General features: G+C 41.4%; 19 protein-coding genes. 9 read left to right on the top strand and 10 right to left on the bottom strand.

Annotated features, from left to right (window positions below; translation table 11 throughout):
- Positions 1 to 6: 6 nt before the first annotated feature.
- The 8 genes from ACFG4S_RS22875 to psb34 (ACFG4S_RS22840) all read right to left on the bottom strand — a co-directional run bounded on the left by ACFG4S_RS22875 (position 7) and on the right by psb34 (ACFG4S_RS22840) (position 11,462).
- Positions 7 to 6,072: a lamin tail domain-containing protein gene (locus ACFG4S_RS22875; protein WP_392531283.1), complete on the bottom strand. Its 6,066-nt coding sequence runs from the start codon at positions 6,070 to 6,072 to the stop codon at positions 7 to 9.
- A 396-nt stretch (positions 6,073 to 6,468) separates the two neighbouring features.
- Entirely contained in the window at positions 6,469 to 7,008 is a 540-nt protein-coding gene (locus ACFG4S_RS22870; RefSeq protein WP_392531282.1) for a GNAT family N-acetyltransferase, read from the bottom strand.
- Positions 7,005 to 8,360, bottom strand: a complete 1,356-nt coding sequence (murF, locus tag ACFG4S_RS22865; RefSeq protein WP_392531281.1) for a UDP-N-acetylmuramoyl-tripeptide--D-alanyl-D-alanine ligase — start codon at positions 8,358 to 8,360, stop codon at positions 7,005 to 7,007. The genes ACFG4S_RS22870 and murF overlap by 4 nt, the downstream gene beginning before the upstream one ends.
- Positions 8,361 to 8,507: 147 nt before the next feature.
- The gene (locus ACFG4S_RS22860; protein WP_392531280.1) at positions 8,508 to 8,954 is read right to left on the bottom strand and encodes a tellurite resistance TerB family protein; all 447 of its coding nucleotides are present in this window, start codon (positions 8,952 to 8,954) and stop codon (positions 8,508 to 8,510) included.
- A gap of 177 nt (positions 8,955 to 9,131) precedes the next feature.
- A complete protein-coding gene (locus ACFG4S_RS22855) occupies positions 9,132 to 9,269 on the bottom strand; it encodes a hypothetical protein (protein ID WP_392531279.1) in 138 nt (45 codons plus the stop codon).
- Positions 9,270 to 9,908: 639 nt separating this feature from the next.
- A complete protein-coding gene (locus ACFG4S_RS22850) occupies positions 9,909 to 10,706 on the bottom strand; it encodes a COP23 domain-containing protein (protein WP_392531278.1) in 798 nt (265 codons plus the stop codon).
- 193 nt (positions 10,707 to 10,899) lie between these two features.
- The gene (gene psb34, locus ACFG4S_RS22845; protein ID WP_392531277.1) at positions 10,900 to 11,070 is read right to left on the bottom strand and encodes a photosystem II assembly protein Psb34; all 171 of its coding nucleotides are present in this window, start codon (positions 11,068 to 11,070) and stop codon (positions 10,900 to 10,902) included.
- 221 nt (positions 11,071 to 11,291) lie between these two features.
- Positions 11,292 to 11,462: a photosystem II assembly protein Psb34 gene (psb34, locus tag ACFG4S_RS22840; protein WP_392531276.1), complete on the bottom strand. Its 171-nt coding sequence runs from the start codon at positions 11,460 to 11,462 to the stop codon at positions 11,292 to 11,294.
- 321 nt (positions 11,463 to 11,783) lie between these two features.
- Between psb34 (ACFG4S_RS22840) and ffh the strand changes: the two genes are divergently transcribed.
- The 8 genes from ffh to ACFG4S_RS22800 all read left to right on the top strand — a co-directional run bounded on the left by ffh (position 11,784) and on the right by ACFG4S_RS22800 (position 19,051).
- A complete protein-coding gene (ffh, locus tag ACFG4S_RS22835; protein WP_392531275.1) occupies positions 11,784 to 13,247 on the top strand; it encodes a signal recognition particle protein in 1,464 nt (487 codons plus the stop codon).
- A gap of 125 nt (positions 13,248 to 13,372) precedes the next feature.
- The gene (gene rpsP / locus ACFG4S_RS22830; RefSeq protein ID WP_392531274.1) at positions 13,373 to 13,633 is read left to right on the top strand and encodes a 30S ribosomal protein S16; all 261 of its coding nucleotides are present in this window, start codon (positions 13,373 to 13,375) and stop codon (positions 13,631 to 13,633) included.
- Positions 13,596 to 14,030: a KH domain-containing protein gene (locus tag ACFG4S_RS22825; RefSeq protein WP_392531273.1), complete on the top strand. Its 435-nt coding sequence runs from the start codon at positions 13,596 to 13,598 to the stop codon at positions 14,028 to 14,030. Before rpsP ends, ACFG4S_RS22825 begins: the two co-directional genes overlap by 38 nt.
- Before the next feature lie 186 nt (positions 14,031 to 14,216).
- Positions 14,217 to 14,390: a 30S ribosomal protein S21 gene (gene rpsU / locus ACFG4S_RS22820; protein ID WP_392531272.1), complete on the top strand. Its 174-nt coding sequence runs from the start codon at positions 14,217 to 14,219 to the stop codon at positions 14,388 to 14,390.
- Between the two features lie 266 nt (positions 14,391 to 14,656).
- The gene (locus tag ACFG4S_RS22815) at positions 14,657 to 15,610 is read left to right on the top strand and encodes a PhoH family protein (RefSeq protein ID WP_392536059.1); all 954 of its coding nucleotides are present in this window, start codon (positions 14,657 to 14,659) and stop codon (positions 15,608 to 15,610) included.
- A gap of 84 nt (positions 15,611 to 15,694) precedes the next feature.
- Positions 15,695 to 16,099, top strand: a complete 405-nt coding sequence (locus ACFG4S_RS22810) for a ChuX/HutX family heme-like substrate-binding protein (protein ID WP_392531271.1) — start codon at positions 15,695 to 15,697, stop codon at positions 16,097 to 16,099.
- 242 nt (positions 16,100 to 16,341) lie between these two features.
- Positions 16,342 to 17,142, top strand: coding sequence for a DUF6816 family protein (locus ACFG4S_RS22805; RefSeq protein WP_392531270.1), 801 nt, complete (start codon positions 16,342 to 16,344; stop codon positions 17,140 to 17,142).
- 88 nt (positions 17,143 to 17,230) lie between these two features.
- Positions 17,231 to 19,051, top strand: coding sequence for an ABC transporter ATP-binding protein (locus ACFG4S_RS22800; RefSeq protein ID WP_392531269.1), 1,821 nt, complete (start codon positions 17,231 to 17,233; stop codon positions 19,049 to 19,051).
- 95 nt (positions 19,052 to 19,146) lie between these two features.
- Here the strand turns inward: ACFG4S_RS22800 and ACFG4S_RS22795 are convergent, their stop codons facing one another.
- Both ACFG4S_RS22795 and ACFG4S_RS22790 read right to left on the bottom strand, forming a co-directional pair.
- Positions 19,147 to 19,734 (bottom strand): hypothetical protein, encoded by a 588-nt coding sequence (locus ACFG4S_RS22795; protein ID WP_392531268.1) that lies wholly within the window; start codon positions 19,732 to 19,734, stop codon positions 19,147 to 19,149.
- Positions 19,735 to 19,940: 206 nt separating this feature from the next.
- Positions 19,941 to 20,678, bottom strand: a complete 738-nt coding sequence (locus ACFG4S_RS22790) for a CHAP domain-containing protein (protein ID WP_392531267.1) — start codon at positions 20,676 to 20,678, stop codon at positions 19,941 to 19,943.
- 335 nt (positions 20,679 to 21,013) lie between these two features.
- On the opposite strand from ACFG4S_RS22790, the gene ACFG4S_RS22785 reads away from it, so the two are divergent.
- Positions 21,014 to 24,622 carry an NB-ARC domain-containing protein gene (locus ACFG4S_RS22785; RefSeq protein WP_392531266.1) on the top strand — a complete coding sequence of 1,203 codons (3,609 nt, stop codon included), beginning with the start codon at positions 21,014 to 21,016 and terminating at the stop codon, positions 24,620 to 24,622.
- Positions 24,623 to 24,674: the final 52 nt, after the last annotated feature.

Here is a 24,674-nt window from a genome sequence, read left to right as displayed (position 1 = left end):
TCTGCGTTAAACAAAAACGAACCGAGTATCTGTTGCCAAATTGGTATTCCGGTTTAACCCGTTTTCTACAACAGCAATCAATTCCGTTCCATTGTTGGTAAAAATGCCTACATCCGATAATCTAACTAACCCCAACGAGTAATTATTAGCAACTCCCTTGAGTTGAATCTTATCGCTTGTTTGGAAATTGAGAATATCGGCGTAGTCACTGTTACCAGAACTGGTATAGAAAACTGAACTGGCATCACCCAAGACATAAGTATCCGCGCCCTGATCGCCGCTGAGGAGGTCAATTTCGTTTGTATCACCTCCCCAACCAATGAGGCGGTCATTGCCATTGCCTCCAAAAAGTGCGTCACTGCCAAGTCCACCTAAGATTGTGTCATCGCCATCGCCGCCAAGGAGTAGATCTATGCCTCCCTTGCCATCAACGTAATCATTGCCCGATCCACCGTCAATTAACTCACTGGTATTAGTGCCGATGACGCGATCGCTCCCAGCCAAGGCATTGACTATGTATTGATTGAGTCCAGTAAGTTCGCTGACAAAGATGATGTCGTTGCCAGATGTTGCCTTGTTGTTAGCAACAGTCAGGTCAAAAGTATCGCTAACATTGCCACCTTTACCATCAGCAGCGGTGACTGTGACTGCAAAAATCCCGGCTTGTGAGATAGTACCAGAGACTACACCTGTGTTAGCAACAATACTAGAGCCAGTGGGTAAATCCGTAGCGCTGTAGCTCAGGGTGTCAGCTCGATCTGGGTCAGCAAACTTGTTACTGACGTTGAAAGAGAAGGGTTTATTGGTAGAGATGATTTGGTCGTCAAGCGGTTGCACCGTGGGAGCATCATTGACACCAGTGATGGTGAGGTTAACGATCGCTGTAGATTGTAAACCTTGACTATCGGCGATTGCATAACTAAAACTATCAGTTGCAGTTTGTCCTTGGGATAGAGAGTTAAAGCTGGAGGCACTATAAGTCAAGTTTTGCGTGTTTTGGTCAAAAGTGACTGTGCCTTTTGTACCTATAGTGTTAACCGCAATGATATTTTTAGTGTCTCCACTGTCGGGGTCAGTATCGTTACTCAGCAAGGTTGCATAGAGATTAGATGTAGTTGCGTCTTCGGCAATGCTGACTGTATCAACTACGGCTGTGGGTGCTTCATTTAGATTATTAACTTGGATCGTCAACACCTTGTCTAGAGAAAGTCCACCATTATCGGTGCTACGTACCCGAATGCTGTAAGCAGATTTGGTTTCAAAGTTCGGGGAAGCATTTATTTGCAAGGTGTTGTTGGCGATCGCGAAGGCAGCATTATCTGCATCACCAGTCCCAGCAACTAAGCTGTAAGTGAAAGTGTTGCCTGTGTCAGGGTCAGTAGTACTAAATGTACCTACCACTGTGTTGGCTGGAACATTTTCGTTGACAGTGGTACTATTTAGTGATAAGTCTGTGGGAGCATTGTTTGCAGGTAGATTAAACCGCGCTAGGCTGGGGTCATGGTCGCTATCCTGGTCGGCAAACTCTGAGTTGATGTGAACTACATCATATCCATCTAGCTTGTTGAGCAAACCATTACTTACTAAAACATGGTCAAGTGTCTGGGCGTTGCCTTCAAAGTCGTAGGTGTAACGCTCATTTGCAGGTAGGGTTTCAATTAAAGAAGTCAACCCAGCGCTTTCTAAAATGCTGACGGGGTTGGAAAACTCAAAATCATTCAAGTCGCCCACTACTGCTACATTGGCATTGGGGTCGATCGCTAAAATACTATCAACAAAGTTTTTCACCAGCGTAGCTTGTTGCCGACGTTGCACTTCGCTGCTGAGGGTTGGCGGTTGGTTTACCCCGAATAGCGGTTGGTCGCCGCCCTTAGAATTAAAGTGATTGCCAATTATATAAACAGTTTTACCATTGAAAGTAAACTGACCAACTAACGGCTTACGACTGCTAGTAAAGGCCGAGTTTGTGGGGTCAATCCGCCCAGGGCTAGCAGAAAGTGTGGGTACACCATTGACATCGCTGACTGTGGTGTTAGTTAGGGAACCGCCACCGGCAATGTCTACAAACTGAACTCGGTTAGGATTGAATAAGAAACCTTGGCGAATATTACCACCAGGTTCTCCCCCGTCTTGGTTGTTTACTGGGTCAATTTCCCGATATTCATATGTGGGACCATCAGCAGCAGCGATCGCCTGAATTAATGTTTCGAAGGTGATGCTAGCATCAACCACACCGTTATTCGTCGCCCCGTTATTATCTTGAATTTCTTCGAGAGCAATGATATCTGGCGATTTCAGGTTATTAACAATGCGGGTGGCAAGGTTATTAAACTTGGCTGCACCATCACTTGTATCCAGGTTTTCGACATTGAAGGTAGCAACTGTAAGTTGGTCGGTGGTGGGAGTTAAATTAGTAACTTCCTTAGTTAGTGTGTTGGAAGTTACAGTCACCGAAGTTGGCAGAACTTCGTAATTGCTGAAACTATAATCAACCACACCTGTAATCGTGTCTAAAGTAGCACCGACGTTAACTTGGGGTGAGTTACCAGAAGTAAACAGGGCGTCATCAATTTGGATACGCTCTGGATTAAAATCATTAGGACTAATCACCACACCACCGCGGGCTGTGCGTCCGGTGGCATTAGCGCCATTGTCTGCCAGTACCCAAATCTCCCCAAAAGAATTAGTGGGGCTAACTGCCACAGGATTATTTACCTGTACTCGCATTCCTTCTAAACTTTCGTAGAAATCAATGCCATCTTGGGCAGGGTCAAAGGTGGTGGTTCCAGTTTCGATATTACCAGTAGTATCGTTATCGATTACTGAGGTGGGAATGGTTCTGCCGCCATTACCTAGAATCGTGGCAGTTGGTAAAGCATTGCCACTGGAGAGTTTGGTAATTGTCGGGCTAGTAATTTCTGTGGTTGTTAGGTTGTTAGTACCAGTAGCGCCACCAGGACGGAACTCTGTTACTGTACCGCCGACTAGTACTGAGTCACCGACTTGGACAGTTGGTGCTGTTGAGGTAAAGACAAAAATCCCTTCTGAAGTGCGATCGTCGTTATCTGGGTTGGGGTCTTGCAAATAGAAGCCATTAGATTTTAGGGCTGTAACAATTCCCGCGACATCTGCGACTTTTTGCCCATTTAATGGAGAGATGTGAGATGCACCTTGGATGTCGTGAATGTGAGGAGTTAGGACTACAGCGCCGAGTGTAATGCTATCGGTACGGAACTTTTTGAAGTTGTTCTGTGATAAATCTTTAGCTGCTGTGCCGTCGTTATAAAGAACGCTGTTGCCATCATCGCTGACGAATTGAATTTGAGAAGTATCTGTTAAGTTGTCAGGGATGGTAATGATTCCTTCTGGGTTGAAGCCAGGAAGGAATGTTGCCGCCCGCAATTGTGGAGCGCTGTTAGGGTTGCCATCCCAAGTGTAGAGACGGAAATCATTAGGTGCTACTCCTGCGTCTCCTGCTGGACCAGCAATAATCACGTACTGGTTATTGGCATTCTTGCGAATTTCTCGAATACCTCGACCGCCTAAATCTAATTCGATGGGAGCGCCAAATTGTGCTGAGCCTTGCGTACCACCATTACTAGCTGATATCAGACTAGCAAAATTGGTAACCGGAACGATAAGTGCATTAGATCGTTCAGAAGGGGGAACTTGGGGGGCGCGGAAGGCGATATAACCTGTAGTGTTATCGGGGGCAATTTCCAAGCCTTCAATATTGTAGCCGTTTGCTTGTTTTGACCCGACACCAATTGCAGCGCTGGCAGCCAAGCCGTAGTAATTGGCTCCTTTGCCGTGAGCGTTGGTGACATCCCAGTTGATGATATCTTCTTTTAAAAAGTCGTAACGACCAACATAGCTGAGTGTGCTGGATGCTCCCGTACCGCTAATGTCTGTGGCAAAAAGGCGATCGCGGTTAGGGCGAGATTTCCCATCATCGCTATTGCTTTGAGAACCTAACCAGAAAATGCGATCGCCTATTTTGGTAGAAGCTTCCAAATCCACTTCTCGATTTTCAGTCAGTCCCAGAGAACTTGTGAAGTCAAAGCCAGTTATCGGCAGTCCCGATTTGCTGGAATCGTAGAGGCGCAAGAGTTGATTTTCGTCATCGGCTTCTAAGAAAAATGTCCCACCTACAGAAATAGCTGTAGAAGCGTCACTTGTACCCGTTAAAAATTGAGTTGTAGCAGTCCCGTCATTGGCCGATGCGGCGTAGGCGATGGCATAATTAGCAGTACTACTACCATCACTGACACTCACTGTAATGTTGGCAGTACCAACGCCTACTGGATTAATTTTCAGATTGCGGCTGTTTCCACTCCCAGTTAGGGTTAAATTCCCGTTAGGAACCACTGCGGCATTATTGCTGGTGACTGTGACAGTCAAATTATCTACAGGGGTATCGGAATCAGCGATCGTGAAGTTTACACCCAGTGTCTTTGCCGGGTCGTTAGCGTTGCCAATTACACCGCTAATTGCCCCCGTTCCTGTAGCAGACAAAGCCCCATTAGCATCTAATAAGTCTGTGGTGCTGGCTGTGTCCAGTTGAATAGTTGGCGCTGTGGGAGTTGTAGTATTAATGATGTAAATGCCTGGGCTGCCAATGTCCCCCGCAGCTGAATAAGAGTTGTTGGCATCACCTACCGCGGAAAGCTGCCATTTGGTGATATCGTTACTGCCAAGGTTTGCATTGCTAGTGGAGCCGCTAACATTTTGGGTGCGAATACTACCTGCAATAGTTTGATCGTTATAGGTGAGGCGATCGATGAGAGTATTAGAAGCATTGTAGATATTGATTTCGTCAGCACGTCCGAGGTTGTTGGCGTTACCACCGAGAACTTTTACAGAAGCAGGAAGACTCCAAGCTGTGCGGAAAGCCGCAGCAGTGACTTCTGTGATAATTACGGACTCCCCAGACGCAACGGTTCCGAAACCACTTAAGTTAAATGAGCCGGGGGTGCGAGTGTCGTCGTCAAAACTCCATCCCGTTAAATCTATGGCTGTATTACTAACGTTAGTTAGTTCGACAAATTCGCCAGTAGCAGCACTACTGTACATATACTCGGTAATTCGGATAGTAGAGGAAGCCGAATCATTGTCAGTAATGTTGACTCCGAGGGTGGGAATTGTAATGCCGTTGTAGTTAGTGTCTGTACTAGTTGCTGTATGAGCGATCGTGTTAATATGATTTCCTTCCACCAAGGAATCATTTGTAGCTGTTACAGTTACGGTCTGGGCTACGTTCCAGTTAGCAGTAGTGAAGGTGAGGCTGCTAACATCGGTTGTGGTTTTTGTTTGAGGGTCACCATTATTAATAATATTGATGGTAACATCCGCTGTTGGCTGGCTATTCAACACCACTGTGTAAGAATCTGTAGCCCCACCTTCAGTTACATCTGTGCTACCCCCTGATTGAGTAATGGTGACACCTGCTGAAGTTGGAACAGGTACTGACAAAGAAAAATCATCGATCGCTAAACCATCATCAGAACCACTAGCATTAAAATCTTGCCAGCGGAGATAAAATGTTGCCCCATTGGCAATATTCAGTCCAGAAATTGTTGTTGAAATATTAGTAAAGTTACCAGTAGCATTGCCATCACGAAGACCTACTGAACCAGATGTATTGGGTGAACTAAAATCTAAGGAATCAACATCTGTCCAAGTGCCATTTGCCAGAGAAGTTGCATCTAAACTGTATTGAAAATCTAACTTATCAGTTCTACTTGCTGTACCCAGACGCCATTCTTCACCACGATAACTAACTGCTAATGAAGTAATTGTACTGCCTGTATTGTTGCTAAAACTTACTCCGATGGTGGGTATTAAACTACCAGATTGCAATCCACCCAATGCTCTCTCTGTACTACCAGATGACCCAAAGCTGTAAGTATCACCTGTATTAGAGCTTCCAGTACCAGCAGTATAAGTTGTATTGGCATTCGTTCCAGTTTCCAAAAACTCCCATCCAGTTGGCAGAGTTGTAGATGTTCCAGAATTCGCTAAGGTGTCAAAATCTTGCGTGTAAATAGTCCCAGTGAAATTAATTGCTGGCATTTATTTTTACCTTGTACGATTTAGTGAAAAATTTGTGTTCAAGCACAGTGGCTGTTTAATCAAACACAAAAGAATGTATGCAAAAACTTACTTCGCCCAAGAAGTAAATTATTAGTAAAAAAAGTTACATATTTTGCTAGTATTAATCGGTATTTAGCAACCTTAAACTATCTCAGTCACATTAAGAAACCGCTAGCAAAAGGTTAAAACAACAAATATTTGGTATGCAGCTGCACTCGGACATACACTAGTACCGCCGTAAATTCAAAATTCAAAATGTCTGTTATCTCAGATCAAAACCGGGTAATCACTTGTTATTAAAATCTCTTCGCGTCCCCGCGTTAACCCTAGTGATAAGTATTCAAACGGACATGATATCATCTCTATCTAATTGACCTATGTCCATTCATGCTCAAGGATGGCATATAGCCATGAGTCTCGCCATTCTCCCTTAATCCAATGGTGTTCTCGCAAATATCCTTCCTGTTGCATTCCGATTTTTTGCATAACTCTTGCTGAGGCAATGTTTTCTGGGTGACAAGTCGCAAATATGCGATGTAAGCCTAACTCATGAAAACCAAAGGATATAATTGCTCTTACAGCTTCAGTTGCATATCCTTGCCCCCAAAATTGCTTAGTGAAGCAGTATCCAATAGAGCCAGTTTTGTTGACAGTATCTAAAGTAGAAATTCGACAGGTACCAATTAATTGGTTTTGGGGTTTTAAAATTACCGCCAAGGTAAAATGCTGACGGGGTTCTTCCTTTTGCAATGAAATCTCTCTTTGCAAAAAATTTCTCGTATCTTCTTCGCTATTAGGACCAAAAATCAAATAACGCACAACTTCACGATCGCCAGCGTATTGATGAATCGCTGGCCAATCTGATTCTATAAAGTCCCGCAGTATGAGACGTTCGGTTTCTAGCGGTAAATTCATTTGGGAATTTCTGCACGTAACTGATTGACTACCCGATCTAGTCCCACTGAATGGGCGGCTTTGAATAATAAACGATCGCCTGGTTGCACAAATGTCTTTAATCTCGCTACCAATTCGCTATGAGTTCCAAAGTACTCTGATGGTATACCCTCAGCACTTGTACCGATGGCTTCGGCATCTTCTCCATCTACCAAAACCAACAAGCCGTCTAAATTCAACTTTCGCACTGTTTCGCCCACTCGCTGGTGCAACTGCTGCGATCGCTCTCCTAATTCTTTCATTGCACCTAACACGGCAATTTTCCGCTTTCCGGGTGTGTCTGCCAATAATTGCAATGCTGCTAACATTGCTTCTGGTGCAGCATTATAAGTTTCATCTAAGATTACTACATCGTTGGGCAAATTAAACCGTTGCGATCGCCCTGTGGGCATATCCACCGCTACACCTGCTTTCAAGCTTACCCAATCAATTCCCAAGACTTTTGCCACCGCTAAAGCTGCTAAGAAATTACTCGCATTATGACGACCGGGTAAGGGTAATGGTAATTGGATTCCTGCTACTTCTACAGTTTCGCTATCAATCAGCACCCCTTGGATATCCCCACCAGAAAACCCATAACTCACAACTTCTCCGTGCCAAACTTTCGCCGCTGTAGTCATTAATAGAGGATTATCGTAATTCAGAATTGCCACACTATCAGCAGACATTTCGGCTAATAATTCACATTTTGCCTCGGCGATCGCTTCTTCGGAACCCAGTAACTCAATATGCGCTGTCCCCACATTGGTAATCACTCCAATAGTTGGACGCGCTATTTCTGTCAGTTCGGCAATTTGTCCCCTACCCCGCATAGCCATTTCAACCACGGCGTAGTCATGTTCTGTACCCAGTTCTAGCAGAGTTTTCGGGACACCGATTTCGTTATTGAAATTTCCATAAGTTTTGTGAACTGCCCCTTTTGTGCCTAAAACTGCCGTAATTAACTCTTTGGTTGTAGTTTTACCCACGGAACCGGTAACACCAATTACTGGAATATTAAAGCGATCGCGCCACCATCGGCCAATTTTTTGATATGCCTTGAGGGTATCTTTGACCTGCAATACCGGAAATACAGGATTTTCGTATTCAAAATCTACAATCGCCGCGATCGCACCTTTAGCGATCGCGGTTGACACAAATTCATGTCCATCAAATTTATCACCTCGTAAAGCTACAAACACTTCACCAGGCTTGATGATACGAGTATCTGTTTGTATACCGCTACTTACTTGTGTGAGAGCAGTTTCACGTAAATTTACAGGATGAGCTAAAAGAACTTCAATCAGTTGAGTTAAGGTCGCAGAACAAGGCATAAATAATTCACTTAAAATTATAAAATCGAATTATGACACAATGTCAGGTTTAACACCAAAAAAGAGTGCCAAAGAAGCTTAACTTCTTTGGCACTCTTTGTTTATTAGCTATTTATATAGTTTAATTAGGCATATCTTGTTAATGTCCTATCCCCGGTTTTTAATCAAGATTACTTGCATAATTTGTATTGCTATCTCTCTAGAAATGCCTAAGGCTTGATATAAATCATTTAAAAAATTTTTTTCTTCTTCCCCGACTATACCTCCAGCTAAGACTAAATCAGTTGCTACTGCAAAAGCTGCTTCGCGCAAGTCTGGAGATAGAGAATCTTTTGCAGCATTAAATAAAGTATTAAAATTATCCCCCTGGAGAATAGATAAAATCTTCTCAAATAGACTCTTCATACTCTCATGCGGATAACTTTTAAAAAGTTTTATCCGAGATAGCACAAAAGTGATAGAATCTATTTCTTCAACAGAAAGGTAACCGTCTGACGCTGTTGCCATCAAAACTATAACAGCAAAAGCTTCTGTTGGATTGAGTGCTGTTTGGGTTTGGCTTTCTGTAACCAATACAGCGTCGAATAGACCCATTGTAGTAGCTCCTTAGTTAAGGTCTCAATAGCGATACAGTTACCTGTGTATTTGCTAGACTTTCAGGTGATACTGCAACGCTGTGAGACTTTCATAGTTTAGTGTTCCCAGGATTACTTCATGGCGAACACTTACACTCAATGGTTTTTGACAATAAGTAAACTACTATCCGCGAACTTAGCGTTCTCCTGTCTTTTCTATTGTTTCTATTACTGCCAAACCTATACCAGAAGCTGCTATTAACAGTACTGCTGATATCAAAAAAGCGTTGGTCAGCATTCGTAGGGCTTCATCGAAAAAAATGTAGGTGGTCATAGCTTCACCTTGAGAATTTTGTGCTGCTAGTACTTTTTATTTCTCCACACTTTGATGGGTGAATTTCGTTCAAAAAATGCTAGCTCTTGCATCTTAACAAAACTTTAGCTCTTTCAGGACATTGCTCAAAGTTTTTATTTCTGAAGATTTGATGAATTTTAGAAAGCAATTGTAAAAGAATTTACTGAGGCTGAAGTTAAAGCAAAAGTTCTGTCACCTGAAACTTACGCAAGTATCATTGTTCAATTCGTAAACTGAGTTAAAAATAGTTATGAAACTAAATATCGACAAAAAGCTGATTTTTCCTAATAATTTCGTCAAATTTACAGAAGAGATTTTTAGAGAATTTACTGAGAAAATTATCAGTTACAGGCATCTATATCAGTGCATCTACAAAAGCTAACCAATCGATGATTCAGAGCTTCCACGGAGAAAAAGAAAGTCCTAAAAGAGTTTCAAATAAAAAAGGTTATTTTCTTCCAACGATGATGGAAGTTGTTTGCACGCGATCGCATCCGATTGATGTAAAGAAACATTGCGACGCACCACCCTACAAAAAAGCGGACAAGATGCCCGCTCCACAATAAGTAGTTGGATATTTTTATTTGAAAGCCATTTTGTATTAAAAACCACTATTGCTTAACGGAAATTACCAGGATTTAGACGAACACCACTAGGCTGAGACTGACGACGAATTGCTACTCCATTCCGCAAATTGCTTCCAGTACCACCATCTTGGCGATCGAGGAAAGGTTTCAAATCAATCCCACTTCTAGATGAACTAATGCGATTATTGCCACGACCCAGAAGTGTGCGGCCTAAGTTGTATACGTCACTTCCTGCAATACCGCGATCGCCATAAGTGTTAACAGCTATAGTTTGTTGTCCGCTGTCAGCAGTAGTCAGGTTTTGAAAAATACTATTGCGGATAACGTAGGGATCTTTCCCTCGTGGTACTGTCAAAACAATTCGACAGGTTGGGTTAGCTTCAGTTGTGACGCAGACAATGTTTTCGTTATTTTGTACAGATGTCTGGAGTTCTTGTAAACCGTCTGGGCGATACTGTTCCAAGCGGCTAGCAATTGCTACACAACGCTTTTGTGCATCCCAACCACCGCCCAAAGCCGCAGGCGCGGCCCAAGGAAAGTATTGTCCCGATTGACTTTGTGGCTGATACATAACTGTGTACTGGCCATTGTTATTCTGACAGCTAAAGCGAGTTGTCGTGTCACCTGAGGGTGAAGATGGTATACCCGTCGATGTATCTATTGGTACTGGCGCTGATGTTCCACCTGATGTTCCACCTGATGGCACTGTTGGTACTACCACACCATCGTTTGTAGAAGGATCGTATTGCGCCATTGCTGCGGAATTTCCCAGACACAAAGATAAGCCAAGACCACTCAAAAAGACAAATCTCAGCAGTTGTGATGACATAAATCATCCTCCAGTAAAAATAGGTAGGGAATTGATAGTTTAAGTGACGAATAATTCTAGTTTTTGATTCATCAAAAACACTATTTTTTCCTCTCTTGCAGGTAAAACACAAAAAACCTCGGCGAAACTAACCGAGGTTTGAGAGAGAAGTATGAATGACCATGAAATACAGCGATACGAAAATCGAAAAATCTTAGCTAACGCTAAAACTAACCAAAACTAAAGTAGTGACCATTAAAGCAGCAAAAACACCTTGGATAACATATTTACGTTGTTCCCAGATTGCTGGGTAGTCAGCGTAGTACATCTTGGGTTCAGCTGCGTAGTTATTGAGAATGCCGTCTTCATTTACAGTTGTGTACATAATTTTTTCTCTTGGTTTTTTATTAACTTATGTAAATAATTTTAACAAGTTTGTTACAAATTGTCAATCTGACTTGACAAAAAAAGATTTATGCGAGCCATAACGCTGACTTATCAGCGATCGCACAGGGCTAAAACACAAAAAACCCCAGCCAAATAGCTGAGGTAAAAGGAGAAGTACAAATGGCGACGATGATACAGCGATATGGAAGTCAAAAAATCTTAGCTAACGCCAAAACCAACCAAAACTAAAGTAGTAACGATTAAAGTTGCAAAAAAACCTTGGATAACGTATTTACGTTGTTCCCAGATTGCTGGGTAGTCAGCGTAGTACATTTTGGGTTCAGCTGCGTAGTTATTGAGAATGCCGTCTTCATTTACAGTTGTGTACATAATTTTTTTCTGGTTGTTTATTAACTTATGTAAATAAATTTAACAAGTTTGTTACAAATTGTCAATAAGGCTTGACAAAATAATACTGATAGCTTTCATAAAAATCACTTATCAGCGATCGCGGCCATAGATAGCAGTCGGAAGTATTCCAGCATTAGAGTTCTCACACCTCATGCCCAATAAAAGGAGGTATCTGGTTGCTACAGTCGGGGTGAAAACTACTAAGCTGGTAAATAGCACGTTTAAACTTTACCGGAAATTTTGAATCGCATTCATCGGCGATTGAGATTTCCTCGTTGGCGAACTACCTGTAATTACATTATGTTTGATGCTCTATCCGATCGTTTAGAAGCCGCCTGGAAAAAACTGCGAGGACAAGACAAAATTTCTCAATCCAACATTCAAGATGCTCTGCGGGAAGTACGCCGCGCTTTGTTGGAAGCAGATGTCAATCTCCAGGTAGTCAAAGATTTTATTAGCGGAGTTGAAGCCAAGGCACAGGGAGCTGAGGTAATCTCCGGCGTGCGACCTGACCAACAGTTCATCAAAATTGTTCATGATGAGCTGGTGCAGGTGATGGGAGAAGAGAATGTTCCCCTCGCAGAAGCCCAGGAGCAGCCTACTATTGTCTTAATGGCTGGGTTGCAAGGTACTGGTAAAACCACAGCTACCGCTAAGTTAGCCTTACATCTGAGGAAATTAGACCGTAGTTGCTTGTTAGTGGCGACAGACGTATATCGCCCAGCAGCGATCGATCAGCTGCTGACGTTGGGTAAGCAAATTGACGTGCCAGTTTTTGAACTAGGAAGCGATGCAGACCCAGTAGAAATTGCCCGACAAGGTGTAGAACGCGGCAGAGCAGAAGGCGTTAATACAGTAATTATTGATACTGCTGGGCGTCTGCAAATTGACGAAGAGATGATGGCGGAATTAGCCCGCATCAAAGAAACTGTCCAACCCCACGAAACTCTGTTGGTGGTGGATGCCATGACTGGTCAAGAGGCAGCAAATCTCACTCGCACCTTCCATAACCAGATCGGAATTACTGGAGCAATTCTCACCAAACTGGATGGTGATAGCCGTGGTGGTGCGGCGCTATCAGTGCGGCAGATTTCAGGAGCGCCGATTAAGTTTGTCGGCGTTGGTGAAAAAGTCGAGGCACTGCAACCATTTTATCCCGATCGTATGGCATCGCGGATTTTGGGAATGGGTGATGTCTTAACCTTGGTAGAAAAAGCTCAGGAAGAGTTCGATCTAGCAGATGCTGAGAAAATGCAGGAGAAAATCCTGTCGGCGAAGTTTGACTTTACGGACTTTCTCAAGCAGCTGCGAATGCTGAAGAATATGGGATCGCTGGGAGGCTTCATTAAGATGATTCCAGGGATGAACAAGATTTCAGACGATCAGCTCAAGCAGGGAGAAACCCAACTCAAGCGCTGTGAAGCGATGATTAACTCCATGACTCGCCAAGAACGCCACGACCCCGATTTATTAGCCAGTTCTCCCAGTCGGCGGCGACGGATTGCCTCTGGCTCAGGCTACAGAGAATCCGATGTAACTAAACTGGTGGGTGATTTCCAAAAAATGCGATCGCTCATGCAGCAAATGGGTCAAGGTAGCTTCCCTGGTATGGGGGGAATGTTTGGTGGTGGCATGGACAATGCCTTTGCAGGTGGAGGCAATCGTCCACCTGCCCCCGGATGGCGAGGTTACAATAGTGGTGCCCCAAGTGCCACGAAAAAGAAAAAGAAAGAGAAAAAGAAAAAAGGATTTGGCAATCTTTAGTCATTGGGAATTAGGTATGGGGCATTATTTGCTTAATGACAAATGACTAATAGCACCAAATGCTAGACGAGTGCTAAAATTAGCATTTCGGCATACTTACCAATTTAGGAGAATGATTCTTCAACATGATCAAACTGCGCTTGAAGCGATACGGTAAAAAGCGGGAAGCAAGTTACCGCATCGTCGCCATTAACAGCCTCGCTCGCCGCGATGGTCGTCCCTTAGAAGAGTTGGGATTCTACAACCCCAGAACCGATGAAGTGCGACTGGACGTTCCCAGCATCGTCAAGCGACTACAACAAGGCGCTCAACCCACTGACACGGTACGTCGCATCTTAGTAAAAGCCAATGTTTTTGAACAGGTCAGTGCCACAGCCGCATCATAATTTAGGAACAAAATCCCCAAAAGCTAGTCCCAATTATATTGGGCTGGTAAGATTTCTGGTGCAACCGTTTTTAGAATCTCCAGAAACTTTAAGCGTCGATAGTGAGATTTCTGACACCCTCAATCGGGTTTGGATTCGTATCGCCTTTGAAAGCACAGATAAAGGGAAAGTGTTTGGTCGAGGGGGACGCAATATTCAGGCGATTCGTACAGTAATTGCCGCAGCCGCAGCCGCAGCCGGGCAATCAGTATACCTGGATATCTACGGCAGTACTACTCCAGGTCGGGAGGGCATGTCTTTTGATGAAGACACAGAAGAGCGATCGCCACCACCAAAAACCAGAGAAGCACGCGGAAATGATGGTCCTAAACCCATTGTTAAACCCCGCATCCGCTAGATTAAAATTAGGGAGAAACTCTGAGCGGTTGTGTTTACCTCCGCTCAGAATTTTTCTGGAGATGGAAAAGTAGCAAAAGAATTTTTGGATCTTTTTTGAGCTTTTTAACCAATCTCGTGCTTGTTAATGCTTAGAAATAATCCGATGCAACTCTAAACAATCTCTATAAGGAGGTGAAACTAGAGAGTGGCTGAAGTTCGTTTGGGTGAAAATGAGTCGATTGACTCGGCACTAAGACGTTTTAAAAAGAAAATTCAAAAAGCTGGAATTTTATCCGAAGTCAAACGCCGGGAAAGATATGAAAAACCCAGTTTGCGCCGTAAACAGAAAGCGGAACTCGCACGTAGAGGTGGTCGTTAAGGAATCAGGGTAATGTCCTGATATCTTAATAGCTTTCTTAACAATTGTATGGTGGCACTGTCAAAAATCTAAAAATCATGCTTTGAGCCAATTGTAGACAGCGCCACCCTACCAAAATTATTTTGTGAATTACGAATTACGGATTAGTATTAGTTGTCCAAGTATATAAAATCGAACAAAATGTTAGCAATCAGAACGCACTTCGATGGTTGGGGAGAAAACATTAATCTTTGTCGGAAACTGCTCCTCAGCAATTAATAAATACTATGGTAGGTGCTTTAACAATTCAGTTGCCGAATGTTTCTAGTGCGATCGCTCTAGCAGGAGATGGGGAAGAAAATCTCAAATTCCTATCTCGGCAAACAGGAGCTGGTTTAGTGCTGCGCGGACAAGAATTATTGATTTCTGGTACAGAGAAGCAAATTGACCTGGCTACGAAATTAGTGCGATCGCTTGAAGATTTGTGGATTAAAGGCAATGCGATTTCTAATGCCGATATTTTAACAGCTCGTCAAGCTTTGGATAGCGATCGCCAAGGAGAACTGCAAGATTTACAGCGAGATATCCTCGCCAAAAGTCGCAAGGGCGAAGAAATCCGTGCCAAAACCTTTCGCCAGCGTAAATATATTGAGGCACTCCGTAAGCGTGACCTCACTTTTGGCGTTGGGCCTGCTGGTACTGGCAAAACTTATCTAGCTGTAGTTGTCGCCGTCCAAGCACTACTTTCCAATCAAGTTGAAAAACTAATTTTAACTCGCCCTGCCGTGGAAGCCGGAGAAAAACTCGGCTTTTTACCTGGAGATTTACAGCAAAAAGTTAACCCCTACCTGCGCCCACTTTACGATGCTATTTATGAATTCATCGATCCCGAAAAAGTACCTAGTTTGATGGAACGCGGCGTGATTGAAGTTGCACCACTCGCCTATATGCGGGGACGTACCCTTAATAATGCCTTTGTGATTGTGGATGAAGCCCAAAATACTACACCCGCCCAAATGAAAATGGTTTTAACTCGTTTGGGTTTCCGTTCAAGGATGGTGATTACAGGCGACATGACACAGACTGATTTGCCAGTTAACCAACAATCAGGTTTAGGAGTAGCTTTACAAGTTTTAAAACATGTTGAGGGCATTGCTTTTTGCGAATTTTCCCAAAAAGATGTCGTCCGCCATCCTCTAGTTCAGCGGATTGTTGCAGCTTATGAACAATATGAAAAATAGGGATTGGGTATTTGTTAGGACTCATCTTTTAAGCAAGGACAAATGACCAATGACAAAGAACAAATGACAAAGGAAAAATGACAAATGACCACAACATTAAAAGAATTTTTAGCGGCTTGTGAAAATTTAGGAACTTTGCGTTTAATTGTTACTAGCAGTGCGGCTGTTTTAGAAGCAAGGGGTAAGTTAGAAAAGCTATTTTATGCAGAATTACCCAAAGGTAAATATGCAAATATGCACACCGAAGGCTTTGAGTTTCACTTGAACATGGATAAAATTATTCAAGTTAAATTTGAAACTGGTGAGGCAAAAAGAGGTAACTTTACTACCTATGCAATTCGTTTTTTAGATGAGAAACAAGAATCTGCCTTGAGCCTATTTTTACAATGGGGTAAACCGGGAGAATATGAACCGGGTCAGGTGGAAACTTGGTTGGCTTTGAAAGAACAGTATGGGGAGATTTGGCAACCTTTACCAGCAGAAATTTAATGTTGCTCATTGGTATGTTGAAAAATATTATTCCCTAACAATTTTATTGGAGTTTCCTTTGCATTCTCTTTTTGAAGCTAGAATTATGTGATTGTTTCGATGCTATAGCTTACAGAGCTATTACCACCACCACTAACATGAGTTTTTGTGTATTTCTGAACCCCTAAAGCAGTACCATAAATTTGCGAAGAAAGATTAATTTTTAATCAATGAAATCATAAACGTTAAATATAAAATTGCTGATGTTTTTTATAAAAGCGATTTGGAGTTTTTGCTTAATTGCTTTTTTCCTGCTATGGAGTGGAGAAGTTGAAGCCGGAGAGTTATCTGAAAGGTTAAGCAACTTTCCCCAGTGGGAAAAATTAACCTCTGTGCAACCAGCTTCGGGTGATTTAGTTTACCCTGAATGGATGGCTGGTACTTGGGAAGTTACAAGTACCTTAGTAGATTTGGTGGCACCTTTAGCACCAGATATTGTCACGCCAGGGTTTGAAGGTAATCGCCGACAATTAAATCAACCTGTGAGTTTTCTAGTAAGATTTATAAAAGAGCAACCACATCCCACGTGGCTAAAAATATTACCTTGGATAGATAACAAATCGCCAATTTTAGTAGCAGATCGAGCATTTAATAGCTTGAATTTGGCACGGGCTTCTTTAGGAAATGAAGCAGTGTTAGGAGTTAAAGTAGATCCAGATTCGCCTAATCGCCAAATTACATTTTTGCGTAGCAATCTTCAACTAGTTTCCACTGTTACTGCACGGACTACGGAAACTACTCCTGATAATAAGTTCATCACTACAGAAGTATTTCAGCAATTATTTAAAGGCGGTTCACGCCCGTATTTCAACTCTGTAGAATCGACAACGGCTTATCATCAACTTGCCACAGATCGGCCAACAATTGAAGCAGATCAAGTTACTGCTGTTTATCTTTCGCCGCAAGATCCAAATTATTTTAGCGCAGGTTCTCGTCCAGTCGCTCTTTATCGCTATCACCTGGAATTTTTCACCAGAGAAATATCTATTACTTCAAAGGAGTGATTTCGACGGCTAGCACTTGACTGTTTTGTAATACAATTGTAGTATAAATATTCCAAGCTAACGATCGCGCTCTTGGAAGGTGTGCATCATGGCAAAATTTCGAGATATTGTCAATTACTTTCGCGCTGACTGGAAGCTGAGTGTTTTCAGTATTACAGCATCTAGCATTTACGAAATTATTGATTTAGTTGTACCTTATGCGATCGGGCAGATTTTAAACGTTTTGTCTGGTCAACCTTTGGATAAACCACTTCAAAGTGCGATCGCCACTTTTTCTGACATTACCAATTACCCAGTTAATAAATCTCTATCTTTGAGTATATTATTGGGTTTAATTTTTCTTGTCACGGTAGTGAAAGCCCCAACACAAACGTTGTTAACACATTGGTTTCATTGGGCTATACCCTTAAGGCGGCGTCGGGATAAAGCCCAAACAGCCATAGAAAAAATTCTCACTTTGCCACTGGAATTTTATGATGAAAATAACCCTGGACGTATTGCTGGACGAATAGCAAGAGGTATTTCTAACCACACTTTTACCTACCCTGAAGTAGCTGGACAGTTAATTCCTAAACTAGTTCGTGTGCTGGGAATTTTCTTGTTTATTTTAGTGATTGAATGGCGAATTGCGGTTTTATATCTAATCTCCTTTGTCGTTATCCTTAGCTTAAGTTTGAAGGATTTACAGCGATTGATTGGGTACGAAACTATTCTGGATAAATATGGTGAAGATACGGAAAGCCGCACTTCCGAATTGATCAGTAATATTAAAACGGTGAAAGCATTTGCTACAGAAGCCAAAGAATTAAAGCGGCAAAAACAACGTTTGGCTCGCGAACTGACGGTGGTTGAGCATCGCATCCACAAAGGTTATACAAAACTGGCTACTTGGCAAAGGACTGTAATTCAGTTTTGCGTATTTACAATCCTGGGTTTGACTTTAGCAGCAACAGTAGACGGGAGAATTTCTCTCGGTCACTTTATCATGACCTTAACTCTCTCCAGCATGGCATACGCCGAACTAGAACCTATTAGTACCTTGGCAGAAAATTTTGCCCGTCGTTATTCTTCTATGTTGCGGTTTCACGAATTTCTTCAAGAACCAACTGGATCTGAATCTGCTGGTCTTTTAGAAGAGAATAATCAGGCAGAATCAGGTTACAAATTTACTGGAAAACTGGAGTTATCTCATATCAGTTTTGGATATGATACTAACCGTCAAGTTTTGCAAGATATCAACTTGTTGATTGAGCCATATCAAACAGTAGCATTAGTAGGGCGTTCTGGTTCTGGAAAGTCTACTCTAGTGAAGTTGCTATTGCGATATTTTGAACCTCAATCAGGTGAAATTTTGATTGATGGTCAAGATATTCGCACTTTAGATGTGGGTAAATATAGACGAAGATTAGCGATCGTTCACCAAGAAGTAGACATTTTTAACGGTACTATACTGGATAACCTCACCTATGGCAGACGGGATGCCAGTTTAGCGCAGGTTCAAGAAGCCTGTAGGATTGCTAGAGTCGATGAAGTAGTGCAGCACCTACCCCAAGGTTATTACACCGTCGTGGGGGAACGAGGGGTTAGATTATCTGGAGGACAGAGACAACGCTTAGGAATTGCCAGGGCGTTGCTAGTACAACCAGACGTGTTGGTTTTTGACGAAGCTACCTCTAGCTTAGATTATGAATCTGAACGTTCAATTCAGCTAGCGATGCGATCGATTCAGGGTACTTGCACCACCATTGTCATTGCCCACCGTTTGAGTACAGTGCGGGAAGCCGATAAGATTGTAGTTCTAGAACAAGGAAGGATTGTAGAAGTCGGTAGCCACGATGAACTTTTGCGTCACGAGGGTATTTATCGCCGCTTGCACTCCCTCCAAGAAACCGGAGAACTTTTAAGTTAGGGGACATAAAGCAGAAGTAGGGTGAGTATTATCATACCCACCCTACAAGCGATCGCACTGCCCGATTTTTCATGCTTCATATCCAGTCAGATGTACTAGTTACCCCTATGTGAGTTACATTGTCGGGGTTGTTTGTAGGCGCGAGATAAGATTTCTTCGGGAGTCATTCCTAGCTTCTTCGCTGCTGAAAGAGCAAGAAGATTCACGTGAGAGTCTTTGCACTGTTCTACAGCATCTGCAATCTTAGTTAGTAATGATACTTCATCTTCTTGGATCATGCGATCGCTCTGAGCCTTAGATAAATTCTCTTGTGCTATAGCTAATCTTTTCTGTGGAGAATCAAACTCAACTACAACACCCATCACAGCTTCTTGATTAGTAGTCCCATTACCATTGGGAGACAATCTTACAATACCAAATGCACAAACTCCACCACAATTAGGATAATTCAGAGGGTTAGAGCCATAACCATAGTTTTGATAAATACTTGCAGATTGAGTAGGTGTAGTTGATGCTGGGGAAGCCGATATTTCGGAAGTTGATGTTGAGGTTTGAGAAGTATCAACAGGATTTGAATTAATATTTGTAGAGTCACTGCTAGCGCTACCTGCCCAAACAATTTTAGGAAAAATTAATAATAAAATATTAAGTACAAAGGCAAAGCCAAAGAAATAACGGGACATATATATCATCTCTAGAATCTAGCAATTTGAGAAGAAAACCTGCTATATTCAGCAGGGAAACTAGTAGTCTATTTCATTAATTTTGATATACATGTTTGTAGTAAGGACTTTAGTCATTGATTTTTTAAACACTAAAATACTTACTACAAATCTCTCAACATTTTGACGACAGACTACTAGAAAAGTGAGAGACTAATTAGAATAAATTAGCGCATTGGACGGGAACCAGGGGCGTTACCGTTAACTACTGCACTAGCTACCCAATTATTTGTACCAGCAATCCGATACCAACGAGCATCGGGAGTATTAATCCAACGATCTAGAACGGTATCACCATAAGTCCAAGCATTAAAGTTCAAGCGTTGATTAGGAGCAGCACGCCCAACAATGCTGGCATTTAAAGAGGGAGCAGACCGGATGTTAACACCTTCAGGCGCAGCAATAGCGCTGAAATTAACAACGATAATATTAGAAGGAGGAGTTGTGTTTGAGCTACTTCCCCGCATCCAGAAGGAAATAGGACTACCATTCACGTTAGCCCCGAAACTAGTGATTCGCACATTAGAGCAACCAGCCTCATTAATCAGAGAACTACCAACATATTGATTTGCACCACGGAGAGAAACCTTTCCATTAGAAATACTCTCAACAATACCGACATGACCATAAGTAGGGTCTGAACCAGGAAAAGAACGTTCCATAACTGCAATAGCGCCAGGTTGAGGTTGAACGCTAACAAAACCATTACGCTGGAGATATCCATCGTTCCAGTCGCCAGCGTTGGGATACCCAGAAAGACCAAAACGATTTGCAACATAATCAGTACATTGACACGCTCTTTGAGCAAAAGCTGGAGTAACAGAAAAACTTGTAGTCAGTGTTCCTGCAATGATGGTTATACCTGCGATCGCTTTTAAACTCGCCCGATTTTTCAATATTTTCATATCCACTACAATCCTGATTTGATTAATAGGTTTTGAATTCTTACATGAATTAAAATTCACTAAATCTGATTAATTCATGCAGTGAGGAAAATGCAACATAACCTTTCCAACTAGTATTTATTAATTGGAGATTAAGCTTTTTATTTAACTGGTTGTTGCAACTTCCAGTAATTTGATAATCCAGCAATTTTAAAATAATTGCAATTCATAAATATCAGGTATTTTTTTGTAAAAAACTGAAGTTATTAATCTGATTTATTCAAATTTTTCAATTAAATTCATAAAATTCATAAAATTCAGGCTAGAATATCGAGCAACAATTTATACTATTTTCTATGGATTCCGAAGAAATACTGAGCTATATCAAATTTGCAGATGAATTAGTAAGCTCAAAAACTGGAGAAGGCTTGAAAGATGTTCAAAAGGCAATAATTCAAGAAGCTTTGGCAGGTAAACGACTTAAAGAGATCAACTTTTCTGGCTATTCCAATAGCACGATACAACAGGTATTTGCTTACAAATTATGGAAACTGTTATCGGTACTAACTGGGCAAAAAGTTACTATCAAGACACTTCCAGGGGTATTAGAAAGATTACAAAAAGAACAACTAGCGCAACCTAGTCAAATCTCCGATCCTTTAAAGTCAACAGTAAATATACATAATCCTTCTCAATCTGGGCTGATAGAGAATAACCAAACCTATATAAACGTGCGTCATGATTGGGGTGAGGCTCCAGATGTACCAGTTTTCTATGGACGTACTGATGAACTAACTAAACTTGAGCAGTGGATTGTTACAGATAAATGCAAATTAGTAGTAATTTTGGGGATGGGGGGAATTGGCAAAACTTCTCTATCTAAAAAACTAGTAGAGAAGCTAGTAGAAAGTTCAAATGAATTTCAGTGCATGATTTGGCGAAGTTTGCGGGAATCTCCACCAGTAAAAAAAATACTAACAGACTCAATCAAATTCTTATCTAATCACCAAATAACCGATTTACCAGACTCTCTAGATGGGCAGATTTCTCTACTGATTACTTGCTTGAATTCCTCACGCTGTCTGTTAGTACTAGATAACGTCGAGTCAATTCTACAAATCGGTAATCAATCAGGGCAATATCGAGAAGGTTATCAAGGATATGGTCAATTGTTTAGTCGAATAGGTGAGTCACGACATGAAAGTTGTTTATTAATAACTACTCGTGAAAAGCCTATGGAAGTAACCACGATAGAAGGCATAAATAGACCTATTCGTTCATTACAGGTTACAGGTTTGCAAAATGCTGCACGAGAGATTATTAGAGAAAAACGTCTGTATGGTTCACAAGAGGAAATAAATCAACTAACAGAAATGTATAATGGTCATCCTTTAGCATTAAATATAGTTACTAATGAAATTAAAGATTTATTTGATGGTAATATAGCCGACTTTCTATTACAAGGAACTCCTCTATGTAATGGAATCATTCAAATGTTAGATAAACAGTGTAATCGCTTATCTTCTATTCAAAATTCGATTATGTATTGGCTAGCAATTAATCGAGAACCAGTTTCTATCAAAGAATTAGATGAGGATGTTATCTCGACATCAGCCAATTCAAAAAGATTAATCCAAAATGCTTTAGAGTATTTGAAACGGCGCTCTTTAATTGAATCAGTTGCTGGATGCTTCACTCTGCAAAACTTCGTTATGGAATATCTTATAGACAAATTCATAGTGCAAATTAGTGAAGAAATTAAAAATGGCGAGTTTGAAAATTTTAATAGTCATGCCCTAATAAAAGCCTTAGCTAAAGACTATGTTAGAGAAACACAAATTCGTCTTATTCTCAAACCAGTTGCAGACAGTCTAGATGATATAGAAACACAACTACTGATATGTTTAGAAACTGTACGAAATAAAAATCGATTTAAGACAGGATATATAGTAGGAAATATTTTAAATCTACTTTGTTGGGCAAAAATTAATTTACGTAATTATAATTTTTCTTATTTAACTATTAAGCAAGCTTATCTACAAGGACAAAGCTTACATCATGTAAATTTTACTGGCGTTGATTTCTCTAAATGCGTTTTTACTGACACCATCAGTATGATTTTATCAGTAGCATTTAGTCCCACTGAAAATCTTGTAGCAGCAAGTGATACCAATGGAAAGGTTTATTTGTGGCAATTAGCAGAAGCTAAACCAATTTTAATCTTGACAGAAGACCAAGCTTGGGTTCAAGCGATCGCTTTCAGTCCTGATGGTAAAATTATCGCCAGCGGTAGTGAAGATCAGACGATATGTTTATGGGATAAGCTGACTGGCGACTGTCTTTGGTGTTGGCAAGCACACACAGGACGCGTTAGGTCAATTACTTTCAGTCCTGATGGTAAAACTCTGGCTAGTGGCAGTGATGACCAGACTATAAAATTATGGGATATTAAAACGAAAGAATGTCTACAAACTTTACATGGACATGTACGTTGGGTTATGTCTGTTGCCTTCAGTCCAGACGGTAAAACTTTAGCAAGTGGTGGCTATGACAAAACTGTGAAGTTATGGGATGTTAGCACTGGCAAATTTATAATAACTTTGCACGGACATGATGATTTCATCAGTTCAGTAGCCTTCAGTCCAGATGGCAAAACCCTGGCTAGTGGTAGTATCGACAAAACAGTTATTATCTGGAGCATATGTACAGGAAAATCCCTAATAACTTTGGAAGGACATCATGATTTTGTCAATTCAGTTGCTTTTAGTCCTGAAGGTACGCTTTTAGTTACTGGCAGTTCAGACTATACTGTGAAGCTTTGGAATCTCACAACTAATCAATGCATTCAGACTTTTCTGGGACATCATGATATTGTTAATTCAGTTGCTTTTAGTCCTGAAAGTACGACTCTAGTTAGTGGTAGTAATGACTGTACTGTTAAGCTTTGGAATATCAGCCAAAGTGAATGTAGAAAAACTTGGCAAGGATACTGCAATAGTATCAAATCAGTAATTTTTAACCCTCAAAATACTACCCTAATTAGTTGTAGTCATGACTATACGATTAGAGTGTGGAATATCAACACTGGTGAGTGTCTTAAAGTCTTACAAAAACACTGTTATGAAGCAAAAACAGTTGCCTTAAGTTCAAATGGTCAAATCATAGCTGTCAGTAATTGCGATCAAACAGTGAAGTTATGGAATATTCTTACAGGCGAATGCTTTCTCACCTTGCCTAAACACAATGATTTAATACGAGCATTTAGTTTTAGTCAAGATAGTCAAATTTTAGCTTGTGGTGGTTATAAAGGAGTGGTAAAGCTGTGGGATATTCGTACAGGAGAATGTCTTAAAACTTTGATGACACACAACGATTTTACAGCCAGTGTTTTCAGTTCAGATAATCAAATCTTGGCTACTGGTAATGGTGAAGGGATGGTGAAATTATGGGATATTCGTACAGGAGCATGTCTCAAGAGTTTGAATGCACATACCCAGTGGGTTGCATCACTAGTTTTCAGTCCAGATAATAAAATTTTGTTTAGTACTAGTGATGATACTACTATCAAGTTATGGGATGTTACCACAGGTGAATGCTTGAAAATCTTGCAGGTTCATAGCGGTGGAATTAGAGAAATAGCCTTGAATCCTGATGGTGGTAGCATCGCTAGTGCTAGTGATGACAATACTGTGAAATTATCAGATATTAAAACAGGTAAATGCCTGAAAGTTCTGAAGGGACATACAAATTGGGTCTTCTCAGTCGCTTTCAGTCCAGATGGTTTAATGCTCGTTAGTGGAAGTCAAGATGAGACGATAAAGTTGTGGGATGTAGAGACAGGTGAGTGTCGCCAAACACTAAAAGCGCCCAGACACTACGAGGGAATGAACATCACTGGTGTGACAGGTTTAACAGAAGCATTGAAAGCCACGCTCAAAGCTTTAGGTGCAGTGGAATTAAATTAACTTTTTTTCCAATTGTCCCCAACAGGATTTTTTACTGGTGTTTGATATTATC

It is taken from the genome of Nostoc sp. C117 (genome assembly GCF_043099735.1).
Lineage (GTDB): Bacteria > Cyanobacteriota > Cyanobacteriia > Cyanobacteriales > Nostocaceae > Nostoc.
The sequence above is the reverse complement of the archived record's forward strand: the minus strand, read 5'-3'. Positions and strand labels throughout refer to the sequence as shown.